The following is an 18,483-nucleotide window of genomic DNA, read 5'->3' on the forward strand; positions in this document are numbered from 1 at the left end:
TTGGACGCGATGAAACGCAAGCTCGAGACAACGAAAGGGGATTTTTTAAAAGTGATCCTCAACGACCGCATCTTCGCCAGTGCGCAGGGGGAGCTGCTGATCAATCTGGGACGTGATGGCCTGTGTGACAAAGCGATTCTCGAAGACGTCCTGTTTTTCGGGGATGTCGTCGGCAAACGGGTGGAGTAGGGCGGCTAGATCTCGATATGCAGCACCTCGCGCAGCAATACGTCGAGGTCCTCGCGCGTCGCCCCGGCAAACGCGTTTTCGACGAATTTGTTGATCCCTTTGCCATCATGCGAGATGACCGGTACGATCTTGATCCCCGTGATTTCGGACATGAAGTGCGATTCGTCCCCCTCCTCGTAGGCGTGCAGGAGGATCGAGCGCGAAAAGTTGTTGAGGATATGGTAGTAGATGTGCAAAAACTCCGCTTCGAGCACTTTGAGGCCGTAGAGATGGGTGATAAGACGGCTTTCGTGGCTCGCGATCGGGTGAACCTGGGAAGGTTTGATAGTGATGCCGATCTCCTCTTTGATTTCGCGCAGCAGCGCTTCCATAAGGCTTTCGCCTTCATTGACCGTTCCGCCGGGGAACCCCATCCGGCCGTCCCAACGGTCGATCATGATAAAAGCGGGGCATTTGAGATGACGGATATCGTCTTTGAAGTATTTCCACGGGGAGATTTCATCGACGTAGATGGCCAGAAAAACGGCGTTTTTCTTCTCGGGATCGGTCTTGCCGAAAGGGACGCGGGTTGTTGTCATCGTGTACGCTTTTTTAGACGAGATTATAGCGCAACTACAATTGCCATTCTTTGAGCGGCCGATAGCTCGCCCCCTGCGGCGAAAGGAGGCTTTCGTAGAGGATGATTTTGGGTTCGAGCCATCCCAGCGGCTGAACCGGGGACGTTTCGAGCCGACGGTAAAACCCTTCGGCGTTGTTGAACCCTTTGACCCGCATCAGGGTCACGTGGGGAACGAGGGGAGCGCTTTCGAGATTCAACGGCGGTGCGAGACGATCATACAGATTTTGGAGGGTTTGGTTCCGCGTTGTCGCGACAAAGACGCGGCTTTGGGCGAAATAGTCCCATGCCGTAAGCTCTGTGATCTCAAAGGAGCGATCGGATGTCTCCAGTGCCGCTATCGTTTTTTGGGCATCGAATTGCGTCCCCAAAAAAGCGACCGTGACGTGCAGGGTCTCTTCATCCCGCCATCGCCCCTTTAAAAAAGGGCCGAAGTCGTGCTGCATCTGCTGATAATCGTAGAGGCGGACGGGAACGGCGATAAAAAGGCGTGGTGGTGTGCTCATGCGTTAAATTGTACCAAAAGAATTTTTTTTACGCTATTTTTACAGAAGCAAGGCATGATAACGGTGAGAAGTTCGGCAATAAAGGTTCTCTTATGATGATACGTCTTGTTTTGATCGTTTTGTGTGTCGTTTCGCTGTCGTATGCGGAAACCAAAAAAATCGTCGTGGATTTGACGACAGGCAGCATGGAGAGTTTTACGACGCGGTTTTTGGGCGGAGTGCCGGGCACGATCGATTATTTCGCCGCGCAGGGCAATCGTGTCGAAGTGGCGGTTGTAATCCATGGGGACGCGTATAAATTTTTTGTCGAAAAGCTTGAAAATACCCAGTACGGCGTTGACGAAAAACTGGCAGCCGATCAAGAATCGATCCATAAACGCCTCGCCGAGATTCAAAAAAAATACAACATAACGTTCGAAATGTGTCAGACGGGAATGCACGCCAAGGGGATATTGACTCAGGATATTTATCCGTTCGTAACTCCGATCAAATCGGCGATGATCGGATTGGTGAAGTGGCAAAATGCGGGATACGCGTATATTCCCGTCCCATGACAAATGAATTCTTAAGCGAATATCGGCTATACTTTCGCCTGTGACGCGGGAGTAGCTCAGTTGGCTAGAGCGTCAGCCTTCCAAGCTGAATGTCGCGAGTTCGAGTCTCGTTTCCCGCTCCACCTCTTTTTCCTTCATACTATGTAATCCATCCGAATTTTTATCATTTATAACGCTACGATCAAGGGAACGAACCGAAATCCCGGAAGTTCATAGCCATCGATGGCCCCCTCTGCGTTTTTGGTGAAGTGCCAGAGGCTGTTGTGCACCGGGATTACGAGCGATCCGTCGGGTTTGAGCTGATCGAACAATTCGCCCGGCATGACCGAGGCGCTGGCCGACACGAGAATACGGTCGTACTGACGGCCCGGTTTGCCTAAAACCGCCGTGTCGGCAGGCTCGATTGACGCGTTTGCAATGCCCGCTTTGCGAAGGTTTCCCCGGCCGAATTCGACAAGGTTTCCGATCCGCTCCATCCCTTCCACGTAACCGTTGTTCCCGACTGCCGACGCCAACAGTGCCGTCGTCCATCCCGAGCCGGAACCGATGTCCAAAATCCGGTTCCCTTCCTGCGGTGCGAGGAGTTCGAGCATGATGGCCACCGTTGTCGGTTGAGAGATGGTTTGTCCTTCGCCGATAGAGAGCGGATAGTCGCCGTACGCACTGTTTTTGAGGCGGTCGGGCACGAAAAGCATACGATCGCAGCGCAAAAACGCGTCGATCAGCGAATGGGAGCGCAGAACGCCCCTGTGTATCAGATAGTCGACGAAGAGGCTGTTTTCGTTCATGCTCCCTCTGTTATTCCTGTTTCTGCGTCAGCATCTGATCGAGGTGGTAAAAGAGGTTCGGATATTCCTGTTTGATTTCGGCAACGAGCCAGTCCAGATCAAGTTTGATAACGGTGCTGTCGGGGTGGTTTTTCGCCTGACGTTTGATGCGATCCATTGCGACGGCCCATACGTCGTAAAAATCGATCGGGAATCGCTGCCAGATCGCTTTTTCGAGTTTGAACTGGAAGTTTTCCCCCTGTGTGGCTGCAAACAGAGCGAAGATTTTGGAAAGCGATTCTGCCTGTGCGAGAGTGTAGAGATTGTCTTTGTCATCGACAATTACCCACGGATGCTCATCCTCCCAGCTTCCTTGAAGCAGTTCGAGTTCTTTGTGCCGCTCGTCCTGGCCGTTTGTCATTTTGATGATTGTCAGATCGGCCGTGGCGACATTCAGTGCCGAGGCGATATCTCCGAGGTGGTTGTGCAAATGATCGGGGTAGGACATGGTAAACCTTCATCTGAAATGATCGTTTTAACTCACATTTACTATGATAGCAAAAAAAGATGACCACCTTCCTTTGTACGATGCTACGTTCCTGCTATGCTCCGGTTCTATAATTGCGAATTATACTGCGGTCTTATCGCCGCATTAGATGATTTCATGTTATGAAGGTAAATTCTCAATGGATCGTTTTACAATTAAAACAAAACTGACACTGGTTTCATGGTTCGTTTCTTTGGCTTTTATCATCGTTGCGGTGCAATCGCTTCTCTCTACGAAAGAAGAGCTGATGAACGCGAAGAAGACAATGCTAACGACTCAGATCGATACGGTCACCTCTTTGCTCGGCTATTATGAGGGCGAGGTAAAAGCGGGACGAATGAATCTGGAAGCGGCGCAGAGTGCGGCGAAAGAACATATCAAAAATCTGAGATACCGCGGCGAAGAATACTTTTTTATGCTTGATGACAATGTGCGCGGCGTCATGCATCCGATCAAACCCGCACTTGACAACGCAGATCTTTCCGATATTAAAGATCCTGAGGGCAAACAGCTGTTCGTCGAATTCGCCAAAGTAGCGAAAGAAGAGAAGGAAGGGTACGTTTCGTACATGTGGCCCAAGCCCGGCAGTGAGGAACCGTTGCCGAAACTGACGTTCGTCCGCTCTTTCGAGGCATGGGGATGGATCGTCGGAAGCGGAGTCTACATTGATGATGTCAACGAAGAGTTCAAGCAGCTGGCGATTGAAAAAGCGGCGGCGATTCTGGTATTGATCTCGCTGATCGTAGCCGGTTTGATCGCCATACAGCGTTCAATCGGCGGGAAGCTTGGGACAATGCAGGAGATGGCGAGCGAATTGGCAAGCGGTAACGGCGATCTGACTAAGCGGCTTAATATCAAAGGAAACGACGAACCGGCTAAGGCTTCCGAATCGATCAACGCGTTTATCGCTGCGGCTCAATCGACGGTTCAAAACGCCAAACGCGCGGCCGAAGAGAATGCCTCGGTAGCCACCGAGCTGTCACAGACCTCATTGGCTATCGGCCGCCGGATGGAAGACGAAGCGATTCAGATCGATGCCATCCACCAAAGCGCTGAGCAGGTGATCGCCCATCTTGTCCGCTCCAAAAAAGAGAACGAAGAGACCTCCGCAGAGGTACAGGAAGCGAGAAAAACGCTGAGAACGTCCCAAAACGAACTCTTGTCGATGATCGAAATGGTACGCGAAAGCGTCGAAGTAGAAGCGGAGTTTGCTCAAAAACTGCACGAACTGACCGCTAACGCGCGCCAGATTCGCGAAGTCCTCTCCGTCATCGGCGACATTGCCGATCAGACCAACCTTCTTGCCCTCAACGCCGCCATCGAAGCGGCACGCGCCGGAGAACACGGACGCGGATTCGCGGTTGTCGCCGATGAGGTGCGCAAACTTGCCGAACGGACACAGGGGAGCCTGATCCAGACCGATGCGACCGTAACGATGATTGTGACGGCAATCGAAGAAGCGTCGATACAAATGGGCCAAAATGCGAAAAAGATTGAACAAGTCGGTGAAAAATCACAGGTTGTCGGCGAGAAAATCGAGCAGACTGCCGCCGTTGTCCAGCATACGACCGAAGCGATTCAAAAACTGGTGATCGAAGCCGATACGAGTACGAAAGAAGTCGAAGGGATTGCCCAGAAACTCTCGACGATCACCGAACTGGCCAGAGCCAATACGCGCAGTGTCGAAGAGATTGCGACAACGGCGGAACATCTGCACCATATCGCTGAAACACTCAACGATAATCTCGGGCGGTTTCGGGCCTAAAAACGCGTATTGAACCTAAAATAGACAAAAATATAGCGTCATGGATGAAAATGAAAGCTATAATAGTCTGTAGAAAAAGCGATGAACGGCGCATCACATAAGTGTTGCTTTCCAAAGCCGCAAAAGGGGATAGGGTGAACAGCGAAATGAAAATCGTCATTGTGGATGACGAGGCGGTCAATTTGATGCTGTTGGAGGTAATCGTGCGGCAGGAGGGGTATGATCCCCGTACCTTCGATAATCCCTCCGAAGCGGTAGCGTACCTGACCCTGAACAAAGCCGATTTGCTGATTACCGATTTCAATATGCCTCAGATGAACGGTATCGAGCTGCTTTCAAGGGTAAAAGAGATTCAACCGGATATTAAAAGCATCATGATCACCGCTAACGGTGAGGAATCGGTTCGCGTCGAGGCTTTTGAAAAAGGGGTTAATGATTTCCTGATCAAGCCGTATTCACAGACCGAAGTTAAGCTCCGTATCAAGAACAGCCATATCCTCCGTATCGAAGAACGGTCCAAAGAAGCGCTCAAAGAAAGAGAACACGAGGCGCTGCGGATTCTCTCCCGGACGGCCGAATACAAAGACCCCGAAACCGGTTCCCACATCGCCCGCGTCGCGCACTACTCCAAAATGCTAGCCAGACTCTGCGGATTGGATAAGACGGAGCAAGAACTGATTTTTTACGCGGCTCCCTTGCACGACATCGGAAAAGTCGGAATTGAAGATGCGGTACTGCTCAAACCGGGGAAACTTGACGATGACGAGTTCGAGCGGATGAAAAAACACAGTATGATAGGATATGAAATTCTGGCCGATGCGGAAAACCCCTATCTTGCCGCAGGTGCGGTGATCGCCCGTTCCCATCACGAAAAATACAACGGGCGGGGGTATCCGTTCGGACTAAAAGGCGAAGATATCCCTTTGTTTGGTCGAATCGTCGCGATTGCCGACGTATTCGATGCCCTGACGTCGATCCGACCCTACAAAAAAGCGTGGAGTTTCGAAGAGGCGATGGAGCTGATCATCCGCGAAAGGGGAGAGCATTTCGATCCTGTGCTAGTGGATATGTTCATCGCGAACGAAGTCGAAATTCGTGAGATTTTTGTCCGTTTCGGCGCAGAATAGTAGATTAATTATCCGTTAACGCCTCATCGTCCAAAATATAATCTTCCAAATCCAACTCATCCGTTTCTAAAACGGGATTAATGGCATGAACGCCATAAAGCCGCACATTATCATTCGAACCGCTGATGAGCGGGTGCCAAGAGGGGAGCGGCAGTCCGTGATGCCGGAGACGGTACGCGCAGGTTGCGGGAAGCCAGTCGAATTCTTCCGTGCGCTGCAAGGTCAGCTGGGTGCATTCGGGGACAAGATGAAACCGGTTGGCATAGTCGCTGCAACCGCCTTCTTTTAGATTATAGCATCGGCATACGACGCGCGTCGTCAGAACCGGAGCATCCTCTTCCTCGCCTTGAAGGCGGTGCAGGCAGCACAGCCCGCATCCGTCGCACAGGGCTTCCCACTCTTCAAAGTTCAGTTCATTCAGTTGTTTGGTTTCCCAAAAAGGTTCGGTGTGTGTTTCCATGGCGGAAGTGTAGCATTATTTCGTTTTATTGGTGAGGGCGTAGATGAACCGGAACACTTCGGCGACGGCGACATAAAGCTTTTCGGGAATCTCCTTGTCTATTTCCACTTTGCTCAGCAGCTCCACCAGATCTTCGTCTTTGCGGATCGGAAGGTTGTGAAGCTCGGCGACTTTGATGATGTTCTCGGCGCTAACCCCTTTGCCCGAGGCAATGACGCGCGGAGCGTTCTCTTTTTCCTGATCGTAGCGCAGTGCGACCGCTTTTTTCATACTTTCACCTCAAAACCGCCGTCCGATCCGAATCCGTCGCTTTCATAGGCGCTGTTGTGCGGGGAGGCCGATTCGCGCATGTCGACGATCCGAATCCGCCGAGGGGTAAGCCCCGCATCGATCAGCAGACTTCGAAGCTGCGGTGTATGCTCGCTGAGGAGTTCTTTCAGCTCCGGTTTTTCGGTATGCGCCTGAATCTCCAACTGATTTTCATCATACAGCGCCATCATCAGATTGAGTTCGCCGTACTCTTTCAAACGCAGGTTGATCTCGCAGTAGAATTTCTTTTCTTTTGTTTTTTTAAATCCGATGGACCCTTCTTCGAGCAGATCCCACGCAAACGGAAAATAGATCGAATTGGAGGCATTTAGCTGGGAGAGAAGCTGATGGTAGTCGATTTGGGAGAGAAGCTTATCAACGTGTTCGAGCAGTTCCGACGCTTTGGGATGGGGAGAGTTCTGCAGCTCTTCGCCGAGTTTGAGAAGCTGTGATTTCACATCGTATTCCAGCGATTTTTCGAGGACGTTGTCCAACAACAGGGATTCGGGATCGGTGAATGCGCCGAGTTTGGCCAGAAGGAGCGGTATCTCTTTGGAGGCGGCAGGATCGGCATGCTCCATCGCCGCAAGAAACTGTTGTGTCAGATTTTTGAGTTCGCTGCGGAGTGTCGATTCATCCGTGACGGGGGATTTCATCGTCTGCAGCAGGTGTTCGATGGTGTCGAGCAGGGGGTTGGAATCGGCGGAAGTGCTCGAAAGCAGTGCCGTATAAAGCTGGGTAAGGGCCGTTTTGATCTCCGGCATCGCCTGCGGCTGCACTGCGTTTTCGATCAAAGGGGCCGCAGCTGCGAAGACGGAGAGTTTTTCCATTAGGACGGCGGTTTCTTTGGAATAGAGAACGTCGTTTTTGGCTATGGCGCTGCGGAGCGTATCGGTGATCGTTTTTAGTGTGTTCGAGAGGATAAGGGCGCTTTTCGGATCTGTGGCGGCCTCTTTCATCAGAGGATGGCTGATAAGCGCCTCGACCGATGCTCCCAACGCTTTGATTTCGGGACGCGTACTTGCGGAAAGGATTGCCTGCAGCGACTGCAGCGTCTCTTTCAACGCGGGGACGGTCTGAATCGCCTGCAGGATTTTGGATTCCATGAAAACGCCGCTGTTGGCAAGCTGGGATTTGAGCGTTTCGCCGTTCAGGGAAGAGAATTGTTTGAAAAAGGTTTCGAGGCTTCCGAATTTTACGGGCAGATCGGGCGATGATTTAAGTCCGGTGACAAGGGTAGCGAGGTTGTCCGAGAAACTGCCCGTGTTTTTGAAGGCGGGGGCGTTTTTGAGGATGTCCAGCAAGGTCTGATCCGATTTGGACGCGGCAACTTTATCCTGAAAAACGGAGGTGAGCAGCGATTTGACGTCTTTTCCCTCTTTAAGAGTCGAAAGCTGCTCGGGGGTGGCGCTTTTGATCGCTTCGGCAAGCGCTTTATTGGTGTTCGGGAGGATGATATTCAGGCGCGCATCGGTTTTGAGCTGTATCATGGGTCTAATGATAACACAGATAGGGGTTTAAGCGTTTTCGTTTTGTTTTTTCTCCGAAAGACGGTTATAGACCCCCGTTCCGACGATCAGCATCGTTACCCCTACGATCAGATAAAAGGCGTTGATGATTTTGCTGTAGTCGTCCAGAACGATTTTGAAAACGGCCATCAGCGATTCGATAGAGAGGGCAATGATGATCGAAGTAAGAAATTTGCTCAGTATTTTGCTTTGCAGATTAATGCCGTAGTCGATTTTTTTAAACAGGACTTCGTTTTCGATGAGCGTTTTGGCCAGATCGTAAATCGCCAGTCCGATCGTGATCGAGATGATCGACGTGAATATCTCATGCATGACTTCTTGCGACGAATGGGGCGTAATAAGCATTTCCAAAAAAACCGTCGCGCCGTAGAAAATCAAAAAAACCGCAACGATTCCGAGTAAAATACCTCCGCTTCCCATGACGACTTTGTTGATTTTTTCAAAAGCGCTGTTGTGCTCGATCAGCCTGAGCGCTTCGAGAAGTTTGAGCATATCGAAATCGGCGACCAGGTAGTGACCGTCGTTGCGTTTGACGGCCGTCAATGTCGGACGTCCGCTCACCGGATGAAGATAGGGGTTGCTGATATGGATCGTCTCTTTATCGAAACTGACCCATTGAAAATAAAACGACTTGTCCGCCCCTTCGCGTTCTTCATCCACATAATGGCGACCATAGCTTGGCGTGGATTGTGTGAAGTCGGTATTGACGGCATAAACGACTTCGGCAGATTTTTCGGTTTCGAATAAGCGGCGTAAATCTTTTGCATCTGTGCTATGAGGGGTAAAATGAGCCAATGTATGACGCAGGTAAAACTGAGCGCTGTTCTTGTGTTCATTGTAGATACTGATGATACGTTTCATGAATGTCTCCTTCTTTGCGCCGGTATTCATTCATTAACTTTTATAGCACTTGCCGTATTAAAGGGGAGTCATCAGGTGAAAATAGAGTAAAAAATTAATAATCAATAGCACGATCGGGTATACTTGCATCTTCGCGAAGAGGAAGAGATAATGTTTAGATGGTTCAAGCCCAAAAAGCCCAAGCATGTCGATACGCATGTCCCGATCATAGAAGATTTTAGCGACCCCGATGAACTGTACCGCTTCTTTACGGCTACAACCGGAATTACGTTTGAGCAAAAAAAGTCGATTACTACGACGAAACTGATCAATTTTGCCCGAGATCACCGATTCGCTTCATTTACATCTCTTTTAAGCGCTCTTCGCAACGACGTTAGGGTGATGGAATCGCTTATCAACTTTTTGACCGTTAATGAGACCTATTTTTTCCGGGAAATGGCCCAGATCGAGTTTATGGCGCGTCAGGTTGCCGGATCCCATAAAAAGATGCGCATTTTGTGTGCCCCCGGATCGACCGGAGAGGAGCCTTATACCGTCGCCATCACGTTGTGCGAAGCGGGAGTGGATCTAAACCGGGTGGAGATCGTGTCGATCGATATCAACACCAAAGCGATAGAGCATGCTCGGCAAGGACTCTACAGCAGGCGTTCGCTTCACCGTCTGACGGATCAGCTTATCAGCCGATATTTTACGTCTGAAGGGGAGAAATACCGCCTTAACGCATCGATCTGCGCGCATGTACGCTTTGAAGCGATGAATATTTTTGATCCTGCCATGGCAGAATTCGGAACGTTTGATTACCTTTTTTCCCGCAACATGCTGATCTATTTTGATCAGCCGACCGTTTTCTCCGCGGTTGAGCGGCTTAGTCGTCTTGCGCACGATGCAAAGAGCCTTTTTTTCTTCGGCCATGCCGATATCCTATCTTCTCCTCCGGGGCTATCGGAACACTACGCTCACGGCGTCAAATACTATACGCTTCGCGCATGCGAACCAGCGTAAAGGAGTTCCGCAATGCGCCCTCCCCAACCGTCTAAAATCGTTTTGATCGGTGCCTCCACCGGAGGGCCGGGAGTGATCGAAAAACTGATCGGTGCGTTGATGCCGGATTATCCTTACCCGATTTGCATCGTTCAGCATTTTCCGGTCGGATTGAGCACGTCGTTTGCTTCAAGGCTGCAAGTGTGTACCCAGAATCGGGTCGTTGAATCCGAAGATCGTCTTGCCCTCAGCGGCGGTTTGATCGTCGTTGCCAGAGGGGGCGTTCATCTAACGTTTAGGTCGTCTGCTGAAGAGGGACTTTCTATCCGTCAGCTTAGTGCGCATGAAGGAAACCGATCCGATTTTGTACCGAGTGTCGACGATATGTTTTTAAGTGCGTCCCAAATGTGGCCGGGCGGATCGATTCTGGCGATTTTGCTGACGGGAATCGGAGATGACGGTGTGGAAGGGATGATTCGAATCGCTTCAAGCGGCGGGACGACGGTATGTCAGAATGAAGAGAGCTCTCCCGTATTCGGAATGCCTGCGCGGGCAATAGAGAAAGGTGCCGCTTCGCGTGTATTGACACCTGAGCAAATCATCCGTGTTATGGATGATTTCGCCCGTTCGTAAGGGGTTAAGTTCTGAAAACCGATATCTGATCGGTCAGGCGTTCGGTCATCTGGTGTAGGTGCTCGGCAGCCGCGGCGATTTCTTCAACGCTGCGGGCATTCGAGGTAGAGAGTTTATGAACGTCCGCGATTTTCAGGATGATGCGATCGGTCGTTTCGGCATTCGTCTGAGAATCGCTGGAAAGTTTTTCGATCGCGTTGACGGTGTCGGCCAATGCATTAACGGCGATTTCCGTGTGATCGCTGACTTCCGCCGAAGCTCCCGCCAGTTTTTCGATACGCTGCGTATTATGATTCATTTGATCGGTGATATCGTTGATCGACTGTACGATCACGTTGACCGTCGCATTCGTCTCGATCAGACTTTTTTGCGTCCGTTCGGCAAGTTTGCGTACTTCGTCGGCGACAACGGCAAATCCGCGTCCGTGTTCGCCGGCGCGTGCCGCTTCGATCGCGGCGTTGAGGGCGAGAAGGTTCGTCTGGTCTGCGATATCGGCAATGACGGTCAGTACCTGTTTGACCTGAGACGCTTCATTTGAAAGCGAATTGAGGCGCTCATTGATTTCCCCTTCCATTTGTACGGTCAAGGTGAGTTGCTCGATCGTGTTGTGAAGAGCCGTTTGTGCTTCGAGAAGATTTTCGCGCGCATTGAGAGCTTTGTCTCTGACCGACTGGGCTTCTTGAGCGGAAGCTTTCATCGCTTCTTTCATCTGATCCGATTCAGCCGTAGTCTGGGTCACGATTTTCGCTTCTTCTTCCGCCGCTTTTCCAATTGAGAGGGTTGTGGCTGAGAGTTCGGCTGAAACCGAGAGGTTTTCACTGGACGTCGAACGGATACCCTGGAACGACTGGCGCAGCAGATTCACAAGGTCATTGATTTTTGTGCTCATGAGGCTTAACTCATCGTTGCCCTGTACGTCAATGTTACGGGTAAAGTCGCGGTTTTGGGCAACCGCTTCAATCGTCTCTTCGAGACGGCCGATGGAAGCGGTAATGGTTCGTACAATGAAAAAGAAAATAGCCATCATTACCGCAGCACTCAGGAAAACGATGATTTCCATCATGACGGCATTGGAATCAAGTGTTTCCAGATTTTTTTTCTGCATCGATTCGACCAGTTCAAGCTGCTCTTTGACGAATGTATGGTAGATGGCGGTTGATTGTTTGGTGATCTCTTTGAGTCTCTGCCCGTCGGGCGTAGCGGCAAATTCAAACGTGTGAATCTCGTTTTCGTTTTCGCTGATGATCTGCAGACGCGGTTCATTCAATGCGATCCATGCTTTATGATCGGCGGCCATTTTTTTCAAACGGGCCTGATTCTCGGCCGAACGGGTAATGTCAAGAAGTTTTTGGATCGATTCGGAAAGCTGCTTGTTGGCCTGCTTATACCCTTCGAGCGTCTCATCCGAGTACAGCAGCTGGTAGCCGCGGAGTTCTACCGCCGCTTTGTTCGTGTAGGAACGGATGTCACCGAGCAGTACCATCCGTTCGGCGGTTTTTTTCGCATCGCGGTTGTTGCTGTCGGCTAGATACCCCAATGTGATATAACTGATGAAACTCAGTACCATGAGGGCAATCAGCTTGCCCTTGATCGTAGAAAGATTAATCATGCAAATACCCTTGTAACCATTTTGTTATGTTTTAATGGCGGAAGTATATCACATGGAGTGTTGAATTAAAACAGAAAGCGGTCGCAGGCTTATTGGTTCGGAGGCGGAGGCGGCTTAGCGTCTCTGATTCCCTGCGAAATTTTTTTCAGCTGGGTATCGAGCGTTTTTTCATGAGGGTCTTCTTTTAGAGGAAGGACAAAGGCGAGCAATATGAAGACGAGACTGAAAATAATACCGCTTATAAGGGCAAGTACGATTTTGAGTTTTTCATCATTCATGGCAACCTCCGCGATGTGCGCTGGAGGTATTATAGCCTAAAAAAATATTAAGAGATTTTTCCCGAAGAGAGAAGACGGTTTACGACATCCATATTTTTCATGACGCGGTTATAATAAGGACGGTTCACAAGACCGCCGTTGTAACCGCTGATCGCATAGAAATGGTCTTTGCGGTTGTTCTGGAGCAAAACCAGATAATGGGTTGCGATTTTGGCCGAAAGTTTAATATCGCCGAGCAGGCGTCCGGCAAGCTGAGCGTCGTTCAAATCGTTGATCCAACGAAGTTTCTTGACGTTTTGCGACACATGGCGCGCGGTAGCGATACGGATCTGCATTGCTCCCAGGGAAGCTTTCGTGATCGATTTTTTCTTTCGGAAATCTCCGATGATGTTCTTTCCGGCACTGCTTTCAGTCAGACAAATGGCACTGAGCGTATTCTCGTACGTTTTACCGTTTTTGTCGGGAATGTTTTTGGCAACATCCCGCACGGTTTGCAAAACATAGAGTTGTTTCGGGGTCATTTTGTTGATGACGTCATCACTCAAAAGTGACAAAGCCAGCAAGGCGATCAGGGCAAGAATTCTCAAAATCTGCACCTCCTAAATTGGATGTGAAATTTTAAGGTATAAGTAAAGCTCTAACCATTGTGTAAAGTTTTTAAATAAATCAGTTAAGAAAAACTAATAGAAATATGGTGTAAGCTACCATATGGCGGGAAACAGAGTGTTAAGTTTGGGCAAAAATACCGTTATTACATGTTTTATAATGGTGTAAACACTGCTGTTGGTTTAAGTTTCGACCCAAAAATAATTCTAAATCCGGAAAAAAAAGAGACCGAAAACGGCATGATGAGTAAAAAAGAAACAAATTTTATCCGATTTGCCGTGATAGGTCTGATGAGTACAATCCTTCATGCAGATACTAACGTCGCATTGTTGCACTCGGTGGATTCTAATGCTCAAATACGGTTGTCGTATCAGAATATTCCGTTTGTCTGCAAACCGGCCGGCATTATCCCGCTCGAAACAATGGCACTTCAGGCCCCTGATTCTCAAGAATGCCAAACCAGGATCGACGCGTATTACCGTTCGCATCCGAGCGATCGATATTACGGTGCGCAGCGTTTGCATCGCCAGCAGACATACCATTTCAAAATGATCAAAGAAGGATGTGTTTTATACGGCAACGGCCCGGAGAGTTACAGCGAAATGCTGTTGCGAAAGGGGCTTGCTTTGATTGATCCGCTTTTTGATAATCCCGAATGGAACGCCAGATTGCGTCGTGCCCAAAAAGGGGCGGAAATACAGAAAAAAGGGTTGCACGACTCGCAAATACGCGTATTATGTATTAAAGAAGAAAAATAAAAGGGAAAAAGCGGATTATCGGTCGCTGCTGGTAAGATAGACCCAGAACTCTTTGTGGGTTTTGCCCTGATCGAGGAAATAAAACTGCAAGATGGCAACCCGGTAGAGGGTGATGAGCATTTTGGCATAGGGGATCGCAAGGGAGAGGGAAAGCCACCAGGGCTGTTCTTTGTTCCCTTTGGAGAGGATCATCTCTTCGACTCCGATGTTTTTACTCAGATAAAGACCAAACGCGATCGAGAAGAGAAAGTTCAATATCAATCCGAAAATCGCGTAAGCAAAAACTTCCTGGGAGCCGAAATTGATCATACTTCTTAGTCTTTATAGTTTTTGATAGCGTCTTCGAGGATTTTAGCCGCGGCAGCTTTGTCTTCAAACCCTTTTACTTTTACCCATTTGCCCGGTTCAAGCATTTTGTAGGTTTCGAAGAAGTTTTTGATTTTGGCCAAAGTGTGTTTCGGGATATCGCCCAAATCCTGGATCTCTTCAAACGTCGGGTCGATTTTGGATGTCGGAACGGCAAGCAGTTTTTCATCGATACCGCTTTCGTCTTCCATAATGAGCACACCGACAAGGCGGCAGTTCGTCACGCATCCCTCAACCATCGGATATTCGGTAAGGATCAGGATGTCCGCCGGATCGCCGTCTTGGGAAAGTGTTTTATTGACAAAGCCGTAGTTTGCCGGATAGTACATCGCTGAGTGCATCACACGGTCAAGGACGAGCGCACCGCTCTCTTTTTCCACTTCGTATTTGATGTTTGAACCGCATGCGATCTCGATAATCGCTTTAACTTTGTCCGGGTTTTCGCCGTAACCGATTTTGCTTAAATCCATAAGAATACCTCTTTGTATTTTTGATGACGCGATTGTAACCAATCAAATTTTAAAAATAGCGTAGAGTAACACTTTTTGCACTTCGAGTGCCTATGCATATTTCGGTAAATAATATTTAAACATCGTTTGGATAAAATCTCCGCGTTACGATTTGATTACAAATTAAAGGAAAGCGCGTGTTTTTTGAAAGCGTCAAAATCATGTTACTGGGCATGGGTACCGTTTTTTTGTTCTTGATTATCATGAGCTATATGACGGTATTGATGTCCAAAATGATTCTAAAGTATTTCCCCGAAGCCCCAAAAGCGCCTGAACCGACTCCAAGAGCACAGGCTAAACGCAGCGATGACAAGGCAAAAGTGGCTGCGATTGCCGCAGCGATTCACCATCATCAAACTACCCAAAACTAGGAATCTAAATGGCCAAAAAATACATTGATATCATGGATACGACGTTCCGCGACGGATTTCAGTCGGTTTTCGGCGGACGCGTTCTCATGGAAGATTTCTTTCCCGCGGTCGAAGCGGCGAAAGAAGCGGGAATCCGCCATTTCGAATTCGGCGGCGGCGCACGTTTCCAAAGTCTTTTCTTTTACCTGAATGAAAACGCATTTGAGATGATGGACCGTTTCCGCGCCATCGTCGGGCCGGATGCGAATCTTCAAACCCTCGCGCGCGGCGTCAATACGGTAATGCTCGATACCGGCAGCCGCGAGATGGTCGATCTTCATGCCAAAATGTTCAAAAAACACGGTACGACGACCATTCGCAATTTCGATGCGCTCAATGATGTTGAAAACCTGAAATATTCGGGTGAGCGGATTGCGCATCATGGCCTCAAACACGAAGTGGTTGTCACCATGATGGACCTACCTCCGGGGTGCGTCGGCGCACATGACGGAGCATTTTACGAGAAGACGCTGCGTGATATCCTCGATTCGGGGATTCCGTACGATTCAATCTGTTTCAAAGACGCCAGCGGTACGTCCAGCCCTCAAAAAGTGTACGAAACCATCAAAATGGCACGCCGCCTTGTTCCCGAAGGGACTCATTTGCGTCTTCATACGCATGAAACGGCGGGTGTGAGCGTTGCGTGTTACATGGCAGCACTGGATGCAGGCGTTGACGGTATCGATCTCGCGGCGGCTCCGGTCAGCGGCGGAACGTCTCAGCCGGACATCCTGACGATGCTTCACGCGGTAAAAGGAAAAGATTTCGACCTCGGCGGACTTGAGCTCGAAAAAATCCTGAAATATGAAGATGTTCTGACCGACTGCCTGAAAGACTATTTCATGCCGCCGGAAGCGACGCAGGTATCGCCTCTGATCCCGTTCTCTCCGATGCCCGGAGGGGCGCTCACGGCCAATACGCAGATGATGCGTGATAACAACATCCTGAATCGTTACCCCGAAGTAATCCGTGCGATGCGCGAAGTGGTTGAGAAAGGGGGCTACGGTACTTCCGTTACTCCGGTATCTCAGTTTTATTTCCAGCAGGCACTGAACAACGCCCTGATGGGACCTTGGAAAAAAATCGCTCCGGGCTACGGACGGATGGTTCTGGGCTATTTCGGCAAAACACCGGTTGCGCCGGATGCCGAGATCGTCAAAATCGCCGCGGAACAGCTCGGACTGGAGCCGACGACCGAAAACGCGATCGATCTCGCTGACAAAGACGAGACGAAATCGATCGCTTTCTGGACAAAACGTCTGGAAGACGAAGGAATCGCCGTCTCTGACGAAAACATCTTTATCGCCGCATCGTGCGACGAAAAAGGGATCACTTTCCTCAAAGGCGACGCGGAAATCAATGTTCGCAAAAATATCCCCGAAGCCGTAGTGCCTGCGGGTCATGTACCAACACCAATCAAGTCAGAAGGAACCAAAACCATGTCAAACGCTACCGGAAACTATACTGTTGTCGTAGACGGTCAAAAATACAATGTTCAAATTGCTGCGGGCAATGTTGATGTGCAGGTCGTCCCTCATGTCGCTACTGCTGCGGAGGCACGTGACGAACTTCCGGTTCAAGATGGAGCCGAAGTGCGTGCCATGCTTCCGGGTGCCGTATGGAAAATCATTGCCGAAGCGGGCAGTGTGGTCAACGAAGGGGACAAAATTATGATCCTCGAATCAATGAAAATGGAAGTGGACATCGTCGCTCCGTGCAACGGTGTCGTTCAAAGCATCCTTGTTCGCCCTAACGACAAAGTGGTCGAGGGTCAAGCACTCGCTATCATAGGATAAGTGACGGATGAAAAATCTTGTATATTCTTTGATCGCGGTATGGGCATTCGCCACTGCGGGTATGGCCTCAGACGCCGCACCTGCAGCGGCAGCCGTCGAAACCAATGCAACGAGTCACACGGCGGCGAGTACGCACCGTGAGGAAACCTACACGCCGATGAGTGCCGGCGAAATGCTGGAGAGTTTTTATCAAACGACCGGTATCAACGCGCTGATGAACCCGCAAGAGGGTGTTTTGACGGCGCACGGCGAACCGATGAACGATTTCCACCAGACGTGGGGCCGCGTCATTATGTTCTTTGTGACGTTTCTCCTTTTTTACCTGGCAATCGCCAAAGACTTCGAACCGTTGCTGCTGCTTCCGATCGCATTCGGGGGATTGTTGGCGAACATTCCGATCGCGAATATTGCAGGTCCGGAAGGGTTTTTGGGAATCATCTACAGCATGGGTATCTCCAGTGGGCTTTTCCCGCTCCTGATCTTCATGGGGGTCGGTGCGATGACCGATTTCGGACCGCTGCTGGCCAATCCGAAGCTTTCGCTTCTAGGCGGTGCGGCTCAGTTCGGTATTTTCGGAACGCTCGTCGGTGCGTATGCGCTGAGCCAGTATACGACGATATTCGATTTTACGCTGCAACAGTCGGCGGCGATCAGTATCATCGGTGGAGCGGATGGCCCGACGTCGATTTTTATCGCTTCGGCGCTGGCTCCTGAACTTTTGGGTGCGATTGCCGTTGCATCGTATTCGTACATGGCGCTGGTGCCGATCATCCAGCCTCCGATCATGAAGGCTCTTACAACTCCTGAAGAGCGTAAGATCCGTATGCGCACCTTGCGCCACGTCACACGTTTGGAAAAATTGATTTTCCCGATTATCGTATTGATGCTTGTTGTCTTGATTCTTCCGGATGCCGCTCCGCTGGTCGGTGCGTTTGCGTTGGGGAACTTCTTCAAAGAGACGGGTGTTGTCGATCGTTTGAGCGACACGATGCAAAACGCATTGATTAACATCGTTACCATTTTCCTCGGTCTTGGGGTCGGGTCGAAACTCGCATCCGATCAGTTCCTAGTCGTCGATACGCTGGCGATTTTGGTGCTTGGTCTGTTGGCATTCTCTGCAGGTACTGCCGCAGGGGTTTTGATGGCCAAATTCATGAATCTCTTCACCAAAGAGAAAATCAATCCTCTGATCGGTTCGGCAGGTGTTTCCGCCGTTCCTATGGCAGCACGGGTATCGCATAAGGAAGGGATGAAAGAAGACCCTACCAACATGCTGCTCATGCACGCTATGGGACCGAACGTTGCGG

The 18,483-nt window shown here is 50.0% G+C and carries 22 protein-coding genes, 1 tRNA gene and 1 pseudogene; 11 read left to right on the forward strand and 13 right to left on the reverse strand.

The window, feature by feature from the left end; all coding sequences use genetic code 11:
• Nucleotides 1-189, forward strand: a pseudogene (locus JU82_RS04065) (DUF3108 domain-containing protein); the annotation flags it as partial.
• A gap of 5 nt (nt 190-194) precedes the next feature.
• Here the strand turns inward: JU82_RS04065 and JU82_RS04070 are convergent.
• Complete coding sequence (locus JU82_RS04070; protein WP_037946832.1) at nt 195-767, reverse strand: NUDIX hydrolase; 573 nt, start codon at nt 765-767, stop codon at nt 195-197.
• Nucleotides 768-801: 34 nt separating this feature from the next.
• Nucleotides 802-1,311 carry a 2'-5' RNA ligase family protein gene (locus tag JU82_RS04075; protein WP_037946835.1) on the reverse strand — a complete coding sequence of 170 codons (510 nt, stop codon included), beginning with the start codon at nt 1,309-1,311 and terminating at the stop codon, nt 802-804.
• A gap of 92 nt (nt 1,312-1,403) precedes the next feature.
• Between JU82_RS04075 and JU82_RS04080 the strand changes: the two genes are divergently transcribed.
• Both JU82_RS04080 and JU82_RS04085 read left to right on the forward strand, forming a co-directional pair.
• A complete protein-coding gene (locus tag JU82_RS04080; RefSeq protein ID WP_037946837.1) occupies nt 1,404-1,865 on the forward strand; it encodes a DsrE family protein in 462 nt (153 codons plus the stop codon).
• A 45-nt stretch (nt 1,866-1,910) separates the two neighbouring features.
• Nucleotides 1,911-1,987 (forward strand) — tRNA-Gly (locus JU82_RS04085).
• A gap of 45 nt (nt 1,988-2,032) precedes the next feature.
• Here the strand turns inward: JU82_RS04085 and JU82_RS04090 are convergent.
• Both JU82_RS04090 and JU82_RS04095 read right to left on the reverse strand, forming a co-directional pair.
• A complete protein-coding gene (locus JU82_RS04090) occupies nt 2,033-2,653 on the reverse strand; it encodes a methyltransferase domain-containing protein (protein WP_037946839.1) in 621 nt (206 codons plus the stop codon).
• A 10-nt stretch (nt 2,654-2,663) separates the two neighbouring features.
• Nucleotides 2,664-3,140, reverse strand: a complete 477-nt coding sequence (locus JU82_RS04095; RefSeq protein WP_294892110.1) for a DUF2603 domain-containing protein — start codon at nt 3,138-3,140, stop codon at nt 2,664-2,666.
• A 178-nt stretch (nt 3,141-3,318) separates the two neighbouring features.
• Here JU82_RS04095 and JU82_RS04100 point away from each other — a divergent pair, with 178 nt between their 5' ends.
• Nucleotides 3,319-4,944 (forward strand): methyl-accepting chemotaxis protein, encoded by a 1,626-nt coding sequence (locus JU82_RS04100; RefSeq protein ID WP_037946841.1) that lies wholly within the window; start codon nt 3,319-3,321, stop codon nt 4,942-4,944.
• 134 nt (nt 4,945-5,078) lie between these two features.
• Nucleotides 5,079-6,071, forward strand: coding sequence for an HD domain-containing phosphohydrolase (locus tag JU82_RS04105; RefSeq protein WP_294892111.1), 993 nt, complete (start codon nt 5,079-5,081; stop codon nt 6,069-6,071).
• A gap of 4 nt (nt 6,072-6,075) precedes the next feature.
• Here the strand turns inward: JU82_RS04105 and JU82_RS04110 are convergent, their stop codons facing one another.
• From JU82_RS04110 to JU82_RS04125, 4 genes are read right to left on the reverse strand one after another with little or no spacing between them, the layout of a single operon-like run.
• Entirely contained in the window at nt 6,076-6,531 is a 456-nt protein-coding gene (locus JU82_RS04110) for a YkgJ family cysteine cluster protein (protein WP_037946844.1), read from the reverse strand.
• Nucleotides 6,532-6,546: 15 nt separating this feature from the next.
• Nucleotides 6,547-6,801, reverse strand: coding sequence for an EscU/YscU/HrcU family type III secretion system export apparatus switch protein (locus JU82_RS04115; RefSeq protein WP_037946847.1), 255 nt, complete (start codon nt 6,799-6,801; stop codon nt 6,547-6,549).
• Nucleotides 6,798-8,330, reverse strand: a complete 1,533-nt coding sequence (locus JU82_RS04120) for a flagellar hook-length control protein FliK (protein ID WP_037946849.1) — start codon at nt 8,328-8,330, stop codon at nt 6,798-6,800. Before JU82_RS04120 ends, JU82_RS04115 begins: the two co-directional genes overlap by 4 nt.
• Before the next feature lie 27 nt (nt 8,331-8,357).
• A complete protein-coding gene (locus JU82_RS04125) occupies nt 8,358-9,230 on the reverse strand; it encodes a hypothetical protein (RefSeq protein ID WP_294892112.1) in 873 nt (290 codons plus the stop codon).
• A 150-nt stretch (nt 9,231-9,380) separates the two neighbouring features.
• On the opposite strand from JU82_RS04125, the gene JU82_RS04130 reads away from it, so the two are divergent.
• Together JU82_RS04130 and JU82_RS04135 are read left to right on the forward strand one after the other, a co-directional pair.
• Nucleotides 9,381-10,232, forward strand: a complete 852-nt coding sequence (locus tag JU82_RS04130) for a CheR family methyltransferase (RefSeq protein WP_294892113.1) — start codon at nt 9,381-9,383, stop codon at nt 10,230-10,232.
• Between the two features lie 12 nt (nt 10,233-10,244).
• Nucleotides 10,245-10,844, forward strand: a complete 600-nt coding sequence (locus JU82_RS04135; RefSeq protein ID WP_294892114.1) for a CheB methylesterase domain-containing protein — start codon at nt 10,245-10,247, stop codon at nt 10,842-10,844.
• 4 nt (nt 10,845-10,848) lie between these two features.
• On the opposite strand, the gene JU82_RS04140 is transcribed toward JU82_RS04135, so the two are convergent.
• The 3 genes from JU82_RS04140 to JU82_RS04150 form a co-directional block, all read right to left on the reverse strand.
• The gene (locus tag JU82_RS04140) at nt 10,849-12,453 is read right to left on the reverse strand and encodes a methyl-accepting chemotaxis protein (protein WP_037946852.1); all 1,605 of its coding nucleotides are present in this window, start codon (nt 12,451-12,453) and stop codon (nt 10,849-10,851) included.
• 89 nt (nt 12,454-12,542) lie between these two features.
• Nucleotides 12,543-12,731 carry a hypothetical protein gene (locus tag JU82_RS04145; protein WP_037946854.1) on the reverse strand — a complete coding sequence of 63 codons (189 nt, stop codon included), beginning with the start codon at nt 12,729-12,731 and terminating at the stop codon, nt 12,543-12,545.
• A 47-nt stretch (nt 12,732-12,778) separates the two neighbouring features.
• The gene (locus JU82_RS04150; protein WP_294892115.1) at nt 12,779-13,318 is read right to left on the reverse strand and encodes a transglycosylase SLT domain-containing protein; all 540 of its coding nucleotides are present in this window, start codon (nt 13,316-13,318) and stop codon (nt 12,779-12,781) included.
• A gap of 309 nt (nt 13,319-13,627) precedes the next feature.
• Between JU82_RS04150 and JU82_RS04155 the strand changes: the two genes are divergently transcribed.
• Entirely contained in the window at nt 13,628-14,095 is a 468-nt protein-coding gene (locus tag JU82_RS04155; protein WP_294892116.1) for a hypothetical protein, read from the forward strand.
• 15 nt (nt 14,096-14,110) lie between these two features.
• On the opposite strand, the gene JU82_RS04160 is transcribed toward JU82_RS04155, so the two are convergent.
• Complete coding sequence (locus tag JU82_RS04160; protein ID WP_037946861.1) at nt 14,111-14,404, reverse strand: hypothetical protein; 294 nt, start codon at nt 14,402-14,404, stop codon at nt 14,111-14,113.
• Nucleotides 14,405-14,409: 5 nt separating this feature from the next.
• A complete protein-coding gene (gene ppa, locus JU82_RS04165) occupies nt 14,410-14,931 on the reverse strand; it encodes an inorganic diphosphatase (protein WP_037946863.1) in 522 nt (173 codons plus the stop codon).
• Between the two features lie 176 nt (nt 14,932-15,107).
• Here ppa and JU82_RS04170 point away from each other — a divergent pair, with 176 nt between their 5' ends.
• From JU82_RS04170 to JU82_RS04180, 3 genes are all read left to right on the forward strand, one after another.
• Nucleotides 15,108-15,341, forward strand: coding sequence for an OadG family protein (locus tag JU82_RS04170; protein WP_037946866.1), 234 nt, complete (start codon nt 15,108-15,110; stop codon nt 15,339-15,341).
• A gap of 8 nt (nt 15,342-15,349) precedes the next feature.
• Nucleotides 15,350-17,176, forward strand: a complete 1,827-nt coding sequence (locus JU82_RS04175) for a biotin/lipoyl-containing protein (RefSeq protein WP_037946868.1) — start codon at nt 15,350-15,352, stop codon at nt 17,174-17,176.
• 7 nt (nt 17,177-17,183) lie between these two features.
• Nucleotides 17,184-18,483 (forward strand): sodium ion-translocating decarboxylase subunit beta (locus JU82_RS04180; protein ID WP_037946871.1); only part of this gene is annotated, 1,300 nt, incomplete at its 3' end.

The organism is Sulfuricurvum sp. MLSB (genome assembly GCF_000747095.1).
Classification (GTDB): Bacteria; Campylobacterota; Campylobacteria; order Campylobacterales; family Sulfurimonadaceae; genus Sulfuricurvum.